Source organism: Glaciecola sp. 1036 (genome assembly GCF_050306235.1).
In the GTDB taxonomy this organism is placed as follows: domain Bacteria; phylum Pseudomonadota; class Gammaproteobacteria; order Enterobacterales; family Alteromonadaceae; genus Glaciecola.
In genome coordinates this window covers 84,827-104,100 of record NZ_JBLWFH010000005.1, presented here as the reverse complement: position 1 = coordinate 104,100, position 19,274 = coordinate 84,827, and the positions used below count along the sequence as shown (strand labels likewise).

The window sequence follows — 19,274 nt, the reverse complement described above, 5'->3', positions numbered from 1 at the left end:
GATTAACTACAGCCCTCTCTTTCGCATAGATATTGCCAATCTTTTATCACTTGTTGAGCATAAGATTGGGCACTATCAAGCAAGGCGACTTTGTGATCTTCAATATATTTTGCCATAGATTTTTCATAATCTAGGGAAAACCTATCGCCTCGACAATGGGCTCTGGCCAGCTCTTGAGCGCAGGCACTGGCGTAAAAAGCTAATCCACCTTGGTGTCGATTCACTTCACCAATACCAATATGTTCTGGGTCAATTCCAACTTTTGCGTGATGTCTTGAACGCACCAACCAGTGTTCCTGATCAAAAAATGCTTCATCTAATACATAATCCGTTCGACGCTGAATCCGTCTCTGACATTTAACCGTTAAGTGTGCAGGATTTAGTTGATTTTGATGGTGAATATCAGGAAAGTAATAAATAGGTGCCGCCACCCTTTGTTGCTTTACCTCTACTACATGACAGAGTCCAATCTGAGACATGTGGTGTATGTTTTTAGGTCCAATAAGTGCATAGTATCTATCCATATTGACAGAACCAGTACCTGAGCCAACTCTCGCCACTATGTCTAAAATGTCTTGGAAAAAATAAGGAGCTAATGCATGTCGTAAGCTGGTCTCTTTATCTTTTGTAAGGCCTTTAAATTTTGTCGGTCTATCTCGAAAAGTAAGGGGAAACTGGGTCAAATCAACCGCTTTAGCCAGCGCACTTTTTTGTAAAAACTTATCACCACCTAAAATTAATCTAGCGGCTTTTTGATAACGTTTTTGCAAAGGTGAAGGCGTTGCAAAGTCTTCAAAGGTTAAATCCAAAAAATTCTCTTCATTGGATTTTCGAGCCAATCCTTGTTGCAGTACTAATAAATAACTATCGAGTAATGTTTCCATGGCGTTAAGCACATTTTGTTCGTTCACAACAAGCTTGTTTGAATAGTCTTTTTCAGAACTATAAATACCTTTAACCACGCCATCACAATGGTCGGCTACTAACGGCAAACTAACAAGTAACCTGATGAGGTCCCATACGCCATGCCCTATACAAGCATCATCAAAATCATTGATGGAAAACACGATGCGTTCTGCATGGGAGCCTTCTTCAGTGAAAAAGCCAAAATTTGAGGTATGACAGTCGCCCATAATTGTGGTTAACGGAATATTTTGTACACTAGGCAAAGATAAATGCCCCGAGGCTAAATCAGCATAAAAGAGTTGGGATGAACCTCGATAAAAAACAAAGGGACTAGTACACATTTTTTGGTGTTTAGGAAATTGGCTTCCCGGAAAGCAGCCATCAATTCTGCCTAATTCGTTGTCAATCAAGCGTCTTCTAGTCATCACATTTTACTCCTCAAGATAAAAAGTATTGGCCGAATATTCAACGCCATTTATTAACACTGCTATTTTATGTTCACCAGCATAGTATTTTCTTGTAGTAACAGGTTTAAAGCTATGCTTTTTGCTGGCTGATAACTTCCCATTCGCTGCCAAATTCAAAATTTTCCACTTGAACACCTTGGGCGATAGCTGTCCATTGGCTTTTTTATGGTATACCCGATAATCGATCATCAATGATTGTTCTTGATCAATTCTCGAATCTGCTTTTAACGTAATTAGTAAGTCATCGCCCTGACAGACTTTCTTTTTAGACAGTGTAATACTGACATTTTTCAACTGAGGTGGGGCATATCCAAAAATATCAAGTACCTCTGGATTGCCTTTTTTTAACAGCGTTCGGCAAGCATGGCGGACTAATTTCTGACGAAAAGGGGTAGTCTTCTTATTCCAAAGCCTAGCGGTTTCAATCAAACGTTCGGGGTGATCTTTACCTATATCATTAAGGTTATTGGCAACTGACCTACGCACATATTCTGAGTTATCGTCCTTTAACTGGGAAAGCAGACTTAATACTGGACCGGGTTCTCGTACAAAGTCAGTTAACTGAATGCCCCAAGGCAACCGTGGACGAGTCCCTTCGCTGACGAGTCTTCTGACATGATGACTTGGATCTACAACCCACTGTTGTAACTTTTCTAGCGTTTCGGATGTCCTTTCAAGTAAGAAAGGGCGAATGGCAAATTCTGCTGTAAACCGCTTGGTCATTTGCTGCAGAGCCCACAAGGCTTTATCTATACTTGGCTGACGTAATCCACGTAAAGTGATAAAATCTGCCATAGGCATAATCGCCCAACCATCAATACTCTGTGCTTGATCGGGCATTAAGTCATCATGAGATTGCATAGGGGTAAGCGTAGCTACCAGATGATCACAAAGCTCGCTAAAATCGCCTTGTAAATGTTGGTCCAATGCTAGCGTAATTTGAGTAGAACGTTGCTTGAGTTCTAAATTCGAAAGATTTTCTGAAGCTGTACCTACAAAAGCCGCTGCGTTAAACCCTTTGGCTTGCGCAGCAATGCCATCCGCAATTGTTCGAATCAAGGAGATCGAAAATTTTTCTTTAAACGCTTCTGGCATCTAGTTCACCCACCTACTAATTAATTATTAAACATTTATGCGTTCATACGCACAAAAATTTAGTATCAATATAGTATTCTGATCAAGATCAAAAACAAGCTAACTGGTAGTGCCATACTGTTACTAAAGATTTCAACAATTAACACATAAAGGAAAAACGCATGTCACTTGAAAAACATGGTTTACTAAAAGAATTTCCAGAACATCATCACACTATTCGTCATTTAAAAATGAACGATGCACATTTTGCGCGCACGCTAGATGAATACACAGAAATAGATAACGAGATATACAATATTGAATCTGGTGACCATCCATCTTCGGATGAATATTTGGAACAGCAGAAATTATTACGTGTGCAGTTAAAAGATAAGTTATTTGCAATGGTGAAAAAAGAAGAAGCCTTACAGTAAATCATTTAGGGGCGTCAAAACAGTAAAAGTTGACGCCCATTCCTGAGCTACTCCACTGGTTTTTGGATACCTTCCGTGGTCATAATGACTCGTTTCAAAGTCCCGTCATCGTTATAATAAAGATGGTCAATAGCCACCGAACGTCGAAATCTTCCGCCGCTTTCTTGACCTTCTTTCGGTGGTATTGCTCCGGTATGGTAAATAAAATAATCTTGTCCTTTAAACTCGATTATGGATTGGTGATTAGTTTCAGTATTGCCCGCTATTTCATTCAAAATACCTTTGAATTCCCAAGGGCCATGAATACTTTTACTCATTGCATAACAAATTTTTTCTGGGAATTCACAAGCATAGCTAAGATAATAATTATCCCCCTTTTTATGCACCCAAGCCGCTTCGGTAAATCTTGGTAAATCAAGTGTTTTGATTTCACCATCTAGTTCAAGCATATTATCTTTCAACTTGACGAATTTGGGCATCAAGTTACCAAAGAACATGTAGGTGTCGCCATTTTCTTCAATGAAGATTGCTGGATCTATATCATCCCAGTCATTGGGCGTCTGTTTAGTCATGTCATCGGTGACTAAGGCTTTGCCTATGGCATCTTTGAATGGCCCTGTTGGTGAATCTGAAGTGGCCACACCAATGGCAAAGCCGGGTTTATCATCTTTGTGCCTAACGGTAGTATAAAAATAAAATTTACCGTCTTTTTCTACCATATGTGACGCCCACGCATCACCTTTTGCCCATTTAAAATCAATCGCTTTCATTATAGGGCCATGAGCTGTCCAGTTCACCATGTCAGTAGAACTGAACGCCAGCCAATCATGCATTTCAAAAAATACATTATTATTAGGTGCTTCATCATGTCCTGTATACAAATAAACCCTATCTTCATGCACAAGCGCTGCTGGGTCTGCGGTGAATACGTCCGTTATAATAGGATTATTAGCCCAAGACGCTGTCGCAATTACTGTTGCTAAAATTGGAAATAAACTTCTTACTCGCATAATGTTTCCTATGCTAATACTTAATTTAAAAATGGGTAAAAATGAAAAAACCGGCACCTTTTAGATGCCGGCATAATTTAACTTAAATTAACCTTATTCAGGACGTTGAGACTCATAAATCTGCGTCACATCCGTTTGATTTAATGTGTCATCGAAAACATAAACTTCATCGATCATGCCGTTAAATGCAGCATCCCAGAAGTTTGCCCCTAAGGTAAAGGAAGTTAATGGTGCTGGACTAAACACATCAGGGAAGCCAGCGCCTTCAAACGCTATTTGTCCATTTAAGTAAATCGTCATAGCCCCTTGGTTGTTTACCATTACCATATGATACCAAGTCCCTGTTTCCAGTTGCTGGTCGGTGAAGGCGTCATACCAAGCCGTACCTGACCAAACCATAGCGTTAGGAGAAGCCTGGTGACCGCCAGGGATCATGCTGATCCAACTATCTCCATTTTCATAACCGAAGAATACAGGTGTGTAGCTGGTAAGTGCATTGGCATTAAACCAAACCGATATAGCATAGGTGTTATCGCCAATCAGGTTATCGGGTAATTGAATGCCATAATTGCCCGACATATCTAATGCTCGGCCCACTACACCCTCACTAAACGCAGATTCTTCGGTCGCCGCACCTAAATTGGCGCCAGTGACTACACCAGCATCATACATACCTGAGGTTTCAGTTAAGTCATCATTATCGAAACTATAATGAACCACTGGGTCTGGTAAGCCTAAGGCTCTAACTGTTGCTTCAAAGGTCTTAGTAGTCGTTGAACCATTCAATGAAATATTGGCAGTTAAGGTTACCAAAGCGTCATTTTCGCCGTTTGCAGGGCGTGTCACAACGCCTTTAGTACTAACTACTGCTGGGTTTGATGATGTCCACTCAATAGCCGAAGCGTAAGGACCAGACGGAGACATTGGCAAGTTAGACACTACCGCTGAGAGGTCGCCTAAATCCAAAATATCGGCAGCAGAAGCAAGTAACTCTTGATCGGTTAATGGCGTAACATCTAGATTTCGAATTTCGCCTTCGGTTAATGCAGTATCATAGAATTTTAGCTCATCGATCATGCCGATAAACGGAATATCGAACGGGTTCACGCCAAGGGTAAATACTGCCTCTTTACCCGTAAACATATCAGGCAAACCGCCGGTTTCAGTTGTCTGAACACCATCGATGTAGATCTTAACAACCCCTTTATTAACCGAAAATGCTACGTGAGTCCATGTATCTAACATCATTGGAACACCCGTTATGCCATCAAACCACGGATTCGAACCTTTTAAAGCTGAATTACTCCAAAGCATTATGTTGCCGTCCCAACTTTGCGGTACCAAGCTCATCCAACCGTCAGCACCTGCGTCTCCAAAAAATGCTGTGGTAAAGGTGTTTAAAGCATCTGCATTTAACCACATAGAAACGGTGTAATCATAAGAATTTATGATGCCATCGGGTAATCTTACGCCGTTAGTGCCATCTAACATCACAGCTTGACCATTTTGACCAACCGCATAGGAAACTGTACCAGTATTATCTGGTCTATCACCTGTTTGAGTTGCTGCAGCATAGTTTGATAGCTCATCGTTTAATTCGCCTTCGAAGCTATAATGGGCAACTCTGTTGTAGGCTACTCTTGCAGGAATACCTATTGTATAGGTTCTGGATTGTGAAACACCGTTAAGTGTTGCCGTGGCGGTAATTGATACTTCAGCATCACCACTGCCCACGTTAGGTCGCGTTACTACCCCCAAATAACTCGCATTGGGTTGCTCTGGTACCCCAGTCACTTCTAGGTAATCGGGATGGCTACTAGTCCAAGTAATTTCAGCACCGTTAGCCCCTATGGCTGGGAGTGACAAATTAAAAGTCGTCATTTCAGGAAATGTCATAGCATCTAATGTATTTGTTAGCGCTACTGTATCGTCGTCAATCAGTAATTTACTGCCCCAAATAGCTACACCTTCCTCATCGATGGCACTAAAGGTGGGCACAAAAGCTTGCGCATTTTCATTATATTGCCAAGAAGCTACGCCTCTAAAATCACCCAATCCATCGATGTATAAACGTACAATGTTATCTGCTTCGTAATACCATAACCCCGTATACTCCCCTGAAATCTCGTTGTAATCTTCAAGTGTAATATAACCTGAAAGTGCAGCTTCACGATTAATATCACTGCCGTGGTTTATTAATTTAAATGTGCCGAACAAATCAGCTTCATCGACTATGTTCTCACCCTCAATTGGCACGTAGCGATGTGGCGCGACTACCAACCAATCATCTTGATTCATAAACATTTCATGAACTCGCACGTTGTGAATCTCTCCACTATTGGGGAAACGAGTATGAAAAATATTGAAATATTGACCGGTAGATTCGTCATAATAGGCAGAATTGTGCCCAGGTGCCATATATCCATTATCTGAACCCGACTCCCCAGGGTTTACGTCATACATGAACCCGCCCATTATTTTGTTACCATAAGGTTCTATGGCTGACCAAGCACCGGAAGCTCCGATCATATCTTGACCTTGGCTATCTAAAAAAGGCCCGTCAGGATTTCGAGAACGCGAAATTCTCATGTTATAACCATCTGCGGCAGCAAACCCACCAAAAGAAGTAAATAAGTAGTAATAATCCGTCTCAGGACTATACAACATGAATGGCCCTTCTATAGCGCTGTAGAAGCCGCCCATAAGCTTAGTGCCATAACCTTGTTCCGGTAATGCCATACCCGTATCAGGGTCAAGCTCCATAATCCATATACCGCCAGAATATGAACCATATACCATCCATAAACGCCCTTCTTTATCGAAAAAGACATCAGGATCTATTGCATTAGGATGCACATTACCATCGTAGTCTTCTCCGTTAATTCCGGGATTCTCAGCACCTTCGTGTCCAGTTGTTAATATCAATCCCAGATTTTCATAAGGCCCTTCTATATCATCAGATACAGCAACGCCCAAATAAGAACGAGAGACACAATTCCCTGTTGAGGGCAAAGCGCAATGATTATAATAGAAATAGTATTTACCATCAGCGAGTTGGATAACATCGGACGCCCAAGACCCAATATGGCCACCCACCCAAGAAATACCTTCAGCAGCTTGTGTTTCATAAGTATTAAATAAAGGCGTGTTTGCAGCAGCTTCTTCGTTACTTGCTGCACTAGGGTTTAATTGTGTCCAGTTAAAAAGATCAGTGGAACTGGCGAAGGCCATATGAGAGCCAAATATATAGAAAGTGCCGTCGTCCAAGCGAATCACTGAAGGGTCGTGTACGCCAACTTCCGTAAAAGTGACATCGGTTGGGAAAGTGGGATCGGGTACAATTACCGGTGGCGTATTTTCAGGCGCTTGAACCGCACCTCCAACTTCTTGTTGTGTTCCGTCTCCGCAGCCAAATAACACAGCAGCTACTCCTGCGGATAACAACACTTTGTTCCATCTCATGGTTAAACCTCATCAAAGTAATATTGTATGACTAATTTAATATAACATCGAGTATATACTATGTAAATCTGTTGTTAACACTATTGTAATGTTAATTCGATTAAAATTTTATATCTATCTGTTTTTTATAATTATTTAATTCATTATGCCATTACGTTTTATTATTTTCACCGCTACAATCGAGACAAATGTAAATAATTGTTAATAGTTTTAACACAGGCTGTTGACACCGATTAAATCATACAATAATATTTAGCGATATTTCATCGTTCAGTTATGAAAAATAACAATCTTACAAATTGAATAGTTAACACAACACACAACGGTTACTGGCTGAAGCTAAAATTGTTCCCAGTAATGGAGGTTTACCGAATGTTTAAGAAGAAGCAACTAGCAACTGCAGTAATAATTGCCTTGAGCAGTAGCCTACTGCAAGCTCAGGAAGAGACTGACACTTCAATCTCAGAAAACGACGATAATGTTGAAGTTATTGAGGTCACAGGCATTCGTGCTAGTTTAAACAAAGCAATTAATATTAAACGCCAGAATATTCAAATAGTTGATGCAATTGTTGCTGAGGACATAGGTAAGTTTCCTGATAACAATGTCGTAGAGGCCTTGCAACGGGTTTCTGGCGTCCAAGTAACCGATAGAACGGGCGGTGAAGTCAGTACAGTCAGTATTCGTGGTTTAACTGATGTTACAACTACAGTAAACGGAAGAAACATTTTTACCTCGGTAGGCAGGTCTATTGCCTTAGCTGATATCCCTGCAGCTTTACTTGAAAGTGCCAGTGTGTATAAAACGCGTTCAGCATCACAACTTGGTAGTGGATTGGCGGGCCAAATAGACGTTTCCACTCAGCGCCCCTTTAATTTTGACGATACTACAATGGTGTTTGCTGCCCGCGGAATCGAGCAAGAACAACAAGGCGATATTGATCCCAATGTCAGCTTCCTAGTGAGCACGAGATGGGACACAGACCTTGGTGAATTCGGCGCCCTATTGAACGTCGCTTATGCTAGAACTAGGTTTAGAGACCAATCCTTAACAGCAGGTGCAATGTTACCCTATTTTACAAAAAATCCACCCGAAACATATCGAATGTTAAGACGTGTTCCAGGGGATTTCTGGACCGCGGGTTTAGAAGAGGGTTTGTCTTTTGATGCAGGCGCTACCCTAGATATCAATGGTGAAAACGCTGAGTACTACCTATCTAGAGACGCAATATTTGGAATAGACACGTATGGTGACCGAAAAAGACCTGCAACAAGTGTGTCTTTTCAATGGGCGCCAAATGATTGGTCGGAATATCTGTTTGAAGCGTTTTATAACGGTTTTAGAACAGATAATAAAACTACAATGCTGTTTAAAAACGTAGAATATGGTTATTTATTGCCTCCTGATACCCCCTTATATTTGTTTGAAGGGACGAATATTGTAAAAGCGGGGTCAGCCCTTGATTCTCAAAATATTGGAAATAATTTCTCAAGCTCAGACTTTTTTACAGGTAAAACGGATGGTTATCTGTATGCTTTAGGGGGTAGATGGGATTTTACCGATAATTTACGTGTCGAATCTGAAGTCGTATATCAAACTAGCGAATATTCTAATTGGTTTTTCGCAATGCGAGGCACACCGGCTTCATTACAAGGTATTCTAAATTTTGATTTCAATGCAGGAGATGGACTGCCTTCATTGGAAATTCTAGACAATCCTGCAACAGCAGGAATCGATGAATCAGATATAACAAATCCGTCGAATTGGCTAACCAACAGCTTATACGATAATAACTATCTAGGTGAAGGGGATGCGCTGACTTTTACCATAGACGCAGAGCAATATGTAGAATTTGGAATTTTCGAAAAAATTGCGTATGGCTTTCGATATGACAAAAGAACTGCTCAAGACTATGATTATTTAGGTCCGGGCGGAAATATTGGAGCTCCACTTTCGGATTTCGCTGCTGATTTTGTATTTTTAAACACAAATTTCATGGATGGAAACGCATATTTTCCTTCTTCTTGGGCTGGAATAGATGCCGAGTACATTGCCAATAATCGGCAAGAAATCAGAGCGTTACACGGCTACGACGATGTTACCGATCAAACACCAACCTTAAATTTTGATATTGAAGAAGTATCTACGGAAGCTTATTTCGAGGCAGACTTCAATACCACACTTGCTGGCAAGAAAATAGATGGGCAAGTGGGGGTTCGGATAGAAAGTGCTGACAGAGAAATGTTCTTTGATGGTACAGAAGGAGAAGGCTCAAGTACTTCTGTGCTCCCAAGTTTAGTTGTCAGATATCACTTAAGCGAGGATTTATTGGCGCGTATCGCATACACTGAAACTGTACGCCGACCAGATTTCGCAGCATTAAATCCGACAATTAACTATGGCTCGAATCTAACCGGTCTAGATCTCAAAACTGCAGGTCAAGGGAATCCCGATTTAGGGCCTGTAGAATCAGTGAATATTGACCTATCCCTTGAATGGTATTTTGCCCCTGAGAGTTCAGTTTATGCAGCTTGGTTCCAACGGGACATAGAAGGTTTTGTTTTTGACCAGCGCCGCCTTGCAACTCTGCAAGGTCCAGAAGATGAGCAACCGACTCAGTATGTATTAACTCAACCTGGAAATACTTCCGACGGTAAGTTACAAGGGTGGGAATTCGGTGCAGTTTATTTCCCTGATGGCCTGCCGGATATTTTAGATGGCATTGGTGTTCAGGCCAGTTATACATTGCTAGATTCTAACCAAATTATTCGCGAATATGATGTAGATGCTAACGGTGATATATTCTTGTCGGCAGAACTTGAAAGAAGCATGTTTGGCGTATCTGATAATTCTTACAGTATTGTTGGTATATATGAAAAAGACAATTTTGATATGCGTCTTTCATATGTGTGGCGAGATGATTTTATCAATAATTATGAAGCTGCGCTTTTTGCAAACCCACGACCTGTATATCGACGCCCTGAAGAGAGTTTGAACTTTCAGTTGAGCTATGAAGCAACTGAAAATCTGATGTTTACATTTGATGCAACTAATATCACCGATGAGATATATCAGTCCTATTATCAGTATCCTAACACCCACAATTTTGGCAGCGCTCTTGTGAGCCGCACCTTTGCTGTAGGTGTTCGATATAGAATGTAAAGGATATTTCTAATCATGTTTTAGTAAAAAGCCCGTTATGAACGGGCTTTTTTTTAAATAATTTTTTTAGAAGCGGCGGCGTATTTCAATAGGTTTTACTCGACATACTGATTTACTATCTTTTGCAATTCACCACTTTTTTGAAGGTCATGTAAAAGGTTGTCAAACTTACGTTTAAAATCATTTAGATAAACTTTTTCTGGATCATGAAAGGCGCGCCATGAAAAACCAACATATACATCTTCAACACTCATGGTATGCACTACTACAGGGGTTAAATCAGCATCAAGCACGTATTTTCCCACTTGCTTTAAATGTTGAAAAGAACTTTGAAAAGCCAGACTCTCAAACAAGGCACAATCAATATTATCCTTCACTACCATAGCTAAGGCTATATCAGTACTGGGCACTTAGAAAAAGCGGAAGTAGGATTCATAGCTGATATTTTTAACCGCATCACGACGCCAAGCTTCGTAACCTTTTACGTTAGCAATGACTTTGCCTTGAAAATCTTGGGGAAAATTATAATCACCTTTAGGGATGGTTTTGTCACTGCAAACCAGAATGATTTCTTCTTTATAAATTGGCATGCTATAGGGATAAATCTGGGGTCGGGATTTGCCTAAAAAATATGTCCCTAAGATTGCATCGCCTTTGGCTTTCTTAACGTTGTTGAGGGCTTCGAACCATGGCATTGCGTAGGTTGTGATTTTATACTCTGGCAATTCTTGGTTCATTCGCGCAATGAGGTCAATATAAATGCCTTTTAACTGACCATCTTCAATATAGCTGTACGGACGATACTGAGATTCAGTATACATCACAACTTCTTGCTTAGCCTTGTCACTAGCACTTGTTAATACTGAGACTACTGCGCAAAAACATCCGAGGATCCAGCGTATTTTCATTCAGAAGTTGACCCCAAATAAATGATTAATCGAAAATTTATACTATTGTACAATTTATCTGCTTATCTTGCACAATATATCAACTAGAATAATATGCTCCAGATCAAGCTAACAACTTGAAATCCCACTAAGTACTTGTGCCGTTCTCAATTCTGCTTTCATCAATGTCAGCAATCTATCTACGCCTTGTTGACCACCAGCTGCTAATGCAAACGCCCAGGGTCTTCCTATTAAACACGCGTCCGCGCCTAATTGGCGAGCTTTAAGTACGTCCAATCCTGTGCGAACGCCAGAGTCTAATAACACCTTTAGTTTTTTATCTACTACTTCTACAATTTCAGGTAACACGCTAACACTTGTTGGCGCACCATCTAACTGCCGTCCCCCATGATTTGAAACCACTATGCCATCTAACTCATGCTCTACTGCTAATTTTGCATCTTCGGCAGTCATAATACCCTTTAACACAATAGGCCCCTTCCAATGTTCTCGAATGAAGGCCAAATCATCCCAATTTACCGAAGGATCAAAATTCTGGCTTATCCATTTCCAAGCTTCATCAAAACTGGCATTTTCTGGTAATACGCCCTGTAAATTGCCAAACGTATGTGGACGTCCCTTGAGCATGACGTTATAGCTCCAATGCGCTTTCATCACGCCTTCTAAGCCGCGTTTCATATACTCAACTACACTTAGTTTACGCATCATGCCCGAACGTACATCTCGATAGCGGGCACCAGGCGTTTGCAAATCAGCCGTTAGCACTAACACTTTGCTACCATTGTCCTGCGCTTTTGCTAGCAAATCTGCTATGCAAGCTCTGTCTTTAATCATATACAGCTGAAACCAAGGTGCTTTCCCAGCATCTTGAGTCACTTCATCAATTGAGCAAATGCCAACAGTTGATAAACAAAATGGAAGGTTATGAGAATAGGCTGCTTTTGCTGCTTGCACTTCGCCACGTTTCGCATACATACCAGAAAAACCAACGGGGGCTAAAATGATAGGGGCGGCAAGTTTTTCGCCAAATAATTCAATCTCGCTAGAAATGTTCGACATGTCCAACATGACTCGCTGATCAAGAGTCAAATCTTGAAACGCATTCACGTTGCGCTTCAAAGTGGTCTCAGAGTATGAACCACCGTCTATGTAATCAAATAATATTCTGGGAAGCGCACGTTTTGCCGCTGCTCTAAAATCTTCGAAGGAAGCCAGGGCTTCTAAGTTAGGCATATAATAACCTTTTAATTAAATTATAAATAAACAACCAAATCCCTATAGTATTTAATTTAATTAACAACTTGGTTTAACCAGTAAAATTAAATAACAATAAGATAAAACTAGTAGGTCTATGATGCTAAGAAGCTCTCGCCAGGATGCACTAAAAAGCCGTCTTGCATAGCCTCTCTACCAAGCAACATTAGATGATTCATCCCCGAGCGATTGGTTAATGTTAGCTCAATCTCCCAAGTTTTTACTCCTAGAGTGGCGGTAGTTTTGATCACGTACCGTCGTTCTCTTTCCCCATTAGAGCTTTTCACCCAACGGGTGTCGTGAAGCTGAGCGCTGCATTTAATGGTTTTCTTTACTTCGTGGAAATCTGGATGAAATTCAAATTCGATAATGCCGCCACGATCTTTTAATTGGATGTGATCCACATGTAAGGCCGAGGTCTGAGCGCCAGTGTCAATACGCGTAGTAATAGCCGCTAACCCTAAATCGGGCAAATCGATAGTTTCGATTGCACCTATGATCAATGCATCATCCAAAGCTAGATTTTTTTCTGACATTTAATTCTCCAAACTCAATCAAATCGTTTTGATTTCATCCACTTCTGCATCTAGATTAATTTTGTCTTGCATTAACTCTATGTGTTCAGCAACTTCACCAGGCTCTTCAAACATAGCGATGTGATACATTGCATCACCTTCTTGCACCAAAGGAATATTTTGCTTACCAATAATAACACCACCAAAGGGCACTTTGAGTTTTTCAACAAAATCACCCGTTGGACTGCAAATTTCAGCAAGTACCTGCCCTTTTTTAACGTGATCCCCTAGATGTTTCATGTCTCTTACTGTTCCACTGCAAGTCGCTCTAATCCATGTTGACTTATTAGCTGTAAAGGGTTCAGTTTTGGGGTGTGTTCGGCGCTTCTTACGTAATTTCACCATTTCCAGATGACTCAATACATTTAAAATTCCCCGAATGCCTAAGCGAATCGATAATTCGTCAAAGCGCAGTGCCTGTCCTGCTTCATAGAGTAGAATTTTAACTCCCATCTCTAAAGCACTTTCGCGCAAAGAACCGTCACGTAAATCTGCATTTAACAATACTGGAACACCAAAGGACTTAGCTAATTCATTGGTTTCTTCATCACTTAAATTTGCGCGAATTTGGGGCAAATTACTACGGTGAATAGCGCCCGTATGAAAATCGATGCCATAATCGCATTTTTTGACGATTTCATTTAAAAATAAGTGCGCTAATCTTCCTGCCAACGAGCCTTTCGGAGAGCCTGGAAAACAACGATTAAGATCGCGTCTATCGGGCATATATCTGCTTTGGTTTAACATGCCGTACACGTTTACTATGGGCACAGCAATAATAGTCCCCGCTGCCAAGCGATAAGTTTTCATCGCTAACAATCGACGAATTGTCTCTATACCATTTAGCTCATCGCCATGAATAGCCGCACTTAAAAATACCACAGGGCCAGGTTTCTTGGCGCGAATCACTTCTACAGGAATAGACATTTCTGTATTTGTATAAAGCTTCGCAACCGGTAATTGCAGCTTTACACGCTGACCTGGCAAAATCTTGTGTTGCCCGATCTTTAATACTTCCGAATGTTTACTCACCCGTTATCCTCTTCCTTTTGTTTTGGTACGATAAGGTTTGGCATTTTTTTCAATAAATTGATAGATCATAGAAGCAACGTCTTTCGAAGTCGCAGCTTCTATCCCTTCTAGTCCTGGGGAAGAATTCACTTCCATAACTACAGGTCCACTGCTTGCTCTAAGTAAATCAACTCCGCACACGTTTAACCCCATAGCTTTAGCTGCAGCAATGGCTGTGGCTCTTTCTTTGGCGGAAATTTTAGTTAACACAGCTGTACCACCGCGGTGCAAATTACTACGGAATTCACCTTCTGCGCCTTGTCGTTTCATCGCGGCAACCACCTTACCACCGATAACAAAACAACGTATATCTGAACCACCAGCTTCTTTTATAAATTCTTGTACTAAAATGTTAGCTTTGATTCCCATGAAGGCTTCAATGATACTTTCTGCCGCTTTGTTTGTTTCAGCTAGCACTACACCGATACCTTGAGTACCTTCAAGTAGTTTGATGACAACCGGGGCTCCGCCGACATTTTTAATAAGATCTTTAACATTGTCAGGGCTGTGGGCAAATCCAGTTCTCGGCAAGCCAATACCTTTTCTTGATAATAGTTGCATCGAGCGTAATTTATCTCTGGAACGACTAATAGCGACAGATTCATTCACACTGAATGAACCCATCATTTCAAATTGACGAACAACTGCCGTGCCATAAAAAGTTATGCTAGCGCCAATACGAGGAATAATGGCATCATATTCTGGCAGTTGAACACCTTTAAACCTTACCGCTGGTCGCGAGCTGGTAATATCCATGTAGCAATGTAGGGTATCTATCACATCTACTTCGTGACCTCTGGCTTCACCCGCCTCGACTAAGCGTTTGGTTGAATACAGATTTTTGTTTCGAGAAAGGATTCCGATTTTCACAATAGTGACCTTTTTATTGAGTTGGCATAGATAGTTTCACGAAATTTTGCTTCCGTCATTAAAATTTAGCCTAACAGGTAAAAATTTTTTATCAAATCCAGCAAATTAGGGTAGAGTGAGTTTGCTTGTACAGAATAAAAGTGATCACTCCCTCCAATCGCGCCATATAAACAAAGTTGCGATAGGCAGAATAAATAATAAGGAAGCTGATGCTACAAGATCCCTCGTTTCAATTGGTAATGATCGGTGTTTTATCCATTACCTGCCAGCTCATCGCGACTAAAGTTCGTCTTCCTGCAATTCTACCCTTGTTATTAATTGGGATTCTGGTGGGCCCGGTGACAGGTATACTCGACAGTGATGCCTTGTTTGGCGATTTATTGTTTCCTTTTGTGTCCTTGGCAGTTGCCATTATTTTGTTTGAAGGCGCATTAACACTTAATTTTAAAGAGCTTGGAGCTCATGGCAAGGTGGTAACAAGCTTATGTACTATAGGCGTTTTTATCTCCTGGATAGTGGTAGCCCCTGCCGCTCATTATATTTTAGATTTATCTTGGCAGATGGCCTTTCTTTTTAGTGCCATAGTAACAGTCACTGGGCCAACGGTGATAATGCCGTTGTTACGATCAGTGCGACCCAGCCACAACATTTCACAAGTACTGCGATGGGAAGGCATCATTATCGATCCTATAGGTGCGATACTAGCAGTACTGGTATTTGAATTTATCTTGGCTTCTCAAAATGCGTTTTTATTTACCCTGTTTACCTTTGGTAAAACTGTAGTCGCGGGTTCCGTTGTTGGTGTCCTTTGTGGCTTTATCCTCGGATGGGTGTTGAAACGTCATTTAGTACCCGAGTACTTAGTGAATACCCTAGTCTTTTCAACGGTTTTAGGTGCTTTTCAGTTATCAAATATTGTGGCCCACGAATCAGGCTTAATCACTGTGACTATCATGGGGATTTGGTTAGCCAATAGTAAAAATGTAGACGTTGAAGGTATCTTAGAATTTAAAGAAACATTGAGTGTATTATTGATTTCTGGCTTATTCATTATACTTGCGGCCAGAGTCGATTTATCTCAAGTTGCTGACTTGGCAACTGGCGCGGGCATCATTTTAGCAATCATGTTTCTAGTGGCTCGTCCACTAGCGGTGATGATAGCTACTCAAGGAACCGATATTCACTGGAAAGAAAAAGTACTGATCAATTGGATAGCGCCAAGGGGAATTGTAGCAGCGGCTGTAAGCGCATTATTTGCATTAAAATTACAGCAACAAGGTTATGAAAATGCTGAGTTAATCGTATCCTTGGTTTTTTTCATTATTATCTCGACCGTGTTATTGCAAAGTATTAGCGCGAAACCTATTGCTGCCTGGTTAGGTGTTCAAGCCCCTACTGCTAAAGGTTTCTTACTCTTTGGTGCGAATGAGTTTGCTAGAGCTCTGGCCAAGGAACTGACAAAATCGGAAGTAAAGGTTTTGGTCGCTGATACTAACTGGGAATCTATTTCTATCGCGCGCATGGACGGTATCAACACCTATTATGGTAATCCAAGTTCTGAACATGCTCAGCGCACCATGGATTTAACCGGTATTGGTCAGGTATTGATAGTGTCTCCCTATCGATATGCTAATTCTTTGGTCACTCATCATTTTCAACATGAACTAGGAAACAATAAAGTCACCGGTCTGTCATATGGTGAAAATAGTGGCATGCAAGCCCACCAGCCGAATCAAAAATATCGCCAGAGTCTAGGGTTATTCAGTGGTCATACATATTCGGAGTTAGCCTCTTTAATGCGTGAAGGAGCAGAGATCAAGAGTACTAAACTCACCGAAGAATATAGTTTTAAAGATTATCAAAACACCAATGCTGGAAAATATATTCCATTGATAGTAAGGACGGATAAAAACAAAATTATACCGGTGCGAGACGAAAGCGAACTTGACGATTTACAGATCAAGTCCATTGTCAGTTTGATTTTACCGCTATAAGACGCTTCTAAGGGGATACGTTTCCAGTATCTCCTTTGTTAGAAGCATTGTGATCTATTACTTTGGGCACTAACTCAATTGGAATATCTAAAGATTCCCAAGCCATATCCACTATTGGTAATGCAAAATACTGTTCTTTGAGGGCCCAAGTCGCATACTGATTATTTAGTTTGCGATATCGCAACCTAACAGTTGCTGTGAGCGGTGGTTCTACCCACATTGGGACATCAAAACTATAATTAACAATATCTGACTTACCGGCTGGAATAGTGCGTTTGAATGAGCGCCCCACCATATTAAACAAATCATGTTTCCACACATGATTGCCAAACCTGTCGACTGGTTTTGAGCGGTAAAAATAAGCATCTTGATCCACAAAACCTTGCTCATCGATATCACCACTGTGATATACCACCTCTCCGTGAGCATCCACTACTTTAAACTCTAACCAGACTTGGTTGATATCAATTGTCCCACCAGGAAAATCGTGACCGACCCCAACATTTGTTACTACCACATCTAGCTTAGCCGTTTCTCCTAAGTAAAAGAAAAATGGTGCTTCGGTTAAATCTCTTAAGGACTCATCCAAGTGAAATTCTGAATGATAAGCATCTTGTCGATTTGGTTCGTCAATATCCAATCGAATTTTATTAGTCTGTAAAAATTTCTTGGTTAGTTCAAACTGGGTTTTATCGTTTCGCATAACAGGCACAAAGGTATTGGCGCCAATAAATCTGTGACTTCTGGCTTTGCCATCTGTATTGGCGGAAGGATCTTTGGCATCAACAAGGGGCATATGACAATCCTGACATCGAGTATAATCAGCATTTGCGAATTCTCTATCATGATGTTGAGCATAAGGACTATCTACCCAGGCAGAATATTCATCCTGCATTTTAAGCCAACCCCAACTATTCATTTCCTTATCCATAAACTGTGAGTGGCAGGATGCACACATTTTTGGATCTTGTATCAATGGATTTGCCATTTCTTTACGATGTTGGGCTGGATTTACTTTAATTAAACGTTCATTTATCCATTCCAACATTGCATTTGATGTTTCAGCAAACAGATAATCAGTACTAGGGGCAAATACATAGCTACCATTGCCTTTCTCGTGACTCAAAGATTGAATACCGTGACAACTCATGCAGGAAATACCTTCGGCATGGGCCTGAGTATTGATAGTACCGCCATGGAACCCACCTTCGGTCAACTGGCCAGTAAGCAATGCAATTGGAGCATGACAACCTTCACAATAACGCGCTGCTGACATACCTTTATTTTTGGTCAATAAATCTATGTTAGTCACATAAGCGGGATCGGCTGCCGCCATCCTATGGATAGATGACATCCACTGTTCACCTAATTCGGTATGGCAGTTCACACATTTTTGCGACTTGGCAATATCTTCATAACGAACAAACTGATCATCATGGGTTTCAGTTTGTGCGGGGCGAAATTTATGCTCGCCATAATTATACTGATAAGGTTGGATAATTGCTTGTGTGGGTGTTTTTTCAGGTGTTGCTATTGCGAATCCCAAAACCACCAGCAACATGCTAGCTTGAACGGCAATATTTACTTTCAATAACAGAGACTTACTCCCCTTGGTGTAACTAGGAAATTGTCCTGAAGTACTTTTTTGGCGATTTTTAGGAAAAAAGACCACATGTACCAAAATATGCAGAATAAGTACTGCAACAAAACTTAAGACACTGACCAAGTGAACCTGTAAAACGTATCCAGTAGATTCGCTGAGTCCAAAAATAGCGATGTAAAAACCGGTATAAATTAAGACCAACCATAGAGCCAACAAGCATAATCCACTGAAAATAAGCCCAGCTCGCCGAAAGGCTAAAGTGCGTCTAAAATGGACATAAAAGTAGGGCGTTGCTAGTACAAAAAAGAAGGTGCCAATCAGAATATGGACAAGAGAGTTTATTTGGGTATAAACATTATGCAGATCTATAATCCAAGCAACTAACCCCGTAATGAATGAGGCCAACATGGTGGCATTCATCCACTTCGACAATCTTTGTTCGGATTGTAAAAGGTTTTTAACGGCAAACATGATTGTTGTCCAT

Annotated in this window: 14 protein-coding genes; 3 read left to right on the top strand and 11 right to left on the bottom strand. The window is 40.9% G+C overall.

Features of this window, described 5'->3' with window-relative positions:
• Window positions 1–2: 2 nt before the first annotated feature.
• Together ACNKW3_RS09100 and ACNKW3_RS09095 are read right to left on the bottom strand one after the other, a co-directional pair.
• Window positions 3–1,331 carry a DUF2252 family protein gene (locus ACNKW3_RS09100; protein ID WP_427399155.1) on the bottom strand — a complete coding sequence of 443 codons (1,329 nt, stop codon included), beginning with the start codon at window positions 1,329–1,331 and terminating at the stop codon, window positions 3–5.
• Window positions 1,332–1,337: 6 nt separating this feature from the next.
• Window positions 1,338–2,468 (bottom strand): DNA alkylation repair protein, encoded by a 1,131-nt coding sequence (locus tag ACNKW3_RS09095; protein WP_427398981.1) that lies wholly within the window; start codon window positions 2,466–2,468, stop codon window positions 1,338–1,340.
• A 161-nt stretch (window positions 2,469–2,629) separates the two neighbouring features.
• Between ACNKW3_RS09095 and ACNKW3_RS09090 the strand changes: the two genes are divergently transcribed.
• Complete coding sequence (locus ACNKW3_RS09090) at window positions 2,630–2,881, top strand: YdcH family protein (protein WP_427398980.1); 252 nt, start codon at window positions 2,630–2,632, stop codon at window positions 2,879–2,881.
• A gap of 47 nt (window positions 2,882–2,928) precedes the next feature.
• Here ACNKW3_RS09090 and ACNKW3_RS09085 read toward each other — a convergent pair whose 3' ends face one another.
• Complete coding sequence (locus tag ACNKW3_RS09085; protein ID WP_427398979.1) at window positions 2,929–3,891, bottom strand: glycoside hydrolase family 43 protein; 963 nt, start codon at window positions 3,889–3,891, stop codon at window positions 2,929–2,931.
• A 93-nt stretch (window positions 3,892–3,984) separates the two neighbouring features.
• A complete protein-coding gene (locus ACNKW3_RS09080; protein WP_427398978.1) occupies window positions 3,985–7,353 on the bottom strand; it encodes a LamG-like jellyroll fold domain-containing protein in 3,369 nt (1,122 codons plus the stop codon).
• A gap of 372 nt (window positions 7,354–7,725) precedes the next feature.
• Between ACNKW3_RS09080 and ACNKW3_RS09075 the strand changes: the two genes are divergently transcribed.
• Window positions 7,726–10,515 carry a TonB-dependent receptor gene (locus ACNKW3_RS09075; protein ID WP_427398977.1) on the top strand — a complete coding sequence of 930 codons (2,790 nt, stop codon included), beginning with the start codon at window positions 7,726–7,728 and terminating at the stop codon, window positions 10,513–10,515.
• Between the two features lie 95 nt (window positions 10,516–10,610).
• Here the strand turns inward: ACNKW3_RS09075 and ACNKW3_RS09070 are convergent, their stop codons facing one another.
• The 6 genes from ACNKW3_RS09070 to rimK form a co-directional block, all read right to left on the bottom strand.
• Entirely contained in the window at window positions 10,611–10,892 is a 282-nt protein-coding gene (locus tag ACNKW3_RS09070) for a hypothetical protein (RefSeq protein ID WP_427398976.1), read from the bottom strand.
• 33 nt (window positions 10,893–10,925) lie between these two features.
• A complete protein-coding gene (locus tag ACNKW3_RS09065) occupies window positions 10,926–11,423 on the bottom strand; it encodes a substrate-binding periplasmic protein (RefSeq protein ID WP_427398975.1) in 498 nt (165 codons plus the stop codon).
• A 108-nt stretch (window positions 11,424–11,531) separates the two neighbouring features.
• Window positions 11,532–12,656: an L-lactate dehydrogenase gene (locus ACNKW3_RS09060; RefSeq protein WP_427398974.1), complete on the bottom strand. Its 1,125-nt coding sequence runs from the start codon at window positions 12,654–12,656 to the stop codon at window positions 11,532–11,534.
• 116 nt (window positions 12,657–12,772) lie between these two features.
• Entirely contained in the window at window positions 12,773–13,213 is a 441-nt protein-coding gene (locus ACNKW3_RS09055) for an ATP-dependent zinc protease family protein (RefSeq protein ID WP_427398973.1), read from the bottom strand.
• Window positions 13,214–13,231: 18 nt separating this feature from the next.
• Window positions 13,232–14,284: a succinylglutamate desuccinylase/aspartoacylase family protein gene (locus ACNKW3_RS09050; protein ID WP_427398972.1), complete on the bottom strand. Its 1,053-nt coding sequence runs from the start codon at window positions 14,282–14,284 to the stop codon at window positions 13,232–13,234.
• A gap of 3 nt (window positions 14,285–14,287) precedes the next feature.
• The gene (rimK, locus tag ACNKW3_RS09045; protein ID WP_427398971.1) at window positions 14,288–15,193 is read right to left on the bottom strand and encodes a 30S ribosomal protein S6--L-glutamate ligase; all 906 of its coding nucleotides are present in this window, start codon (window positions 15,191–15,193) and stop codon (window positions 14,288–14,290) included.
• Between the two features lie 209 nt (window positions 15,194–15,402).
• Here rimK and ACNKW3_RS09040 point away from each other — a divergent pair, with 209 nt between their 5' ends.
• On the top strand, window positions 15,403–17,187 hold the full coding sequence (locus tag ACNKW3_RS09040) for a cation:proton antiporter (protein ID WP_427398970.1): 1,785 nt from the start codon (window positions 15,403–15,405) through the stop codon (window positions 17,185–17,187).
• Between the two features lie 7 nt (window positions 17,188–17,194).
• Here ACNKW3_RS09040 and ACNKW3_RS09035 read toward each other — a convergent pair whose 3' ends face one another.
• Window positions 17,195–19,261 carry a multiheme c-type cytochrome gene (locus ACNKW3_RS09035; RefSeq protein ID WP_427398969.1) on the bottom strand — a complete coding sequence of 689 codons (2,067 nt, stop codon included), beginning with the start codon at window positions 19,259–19,261 and terminating at the stop codon, window positions 17,195–17,197.
• Window positions 19,262–19,274 lie beyond the last annotated feature (13 nt).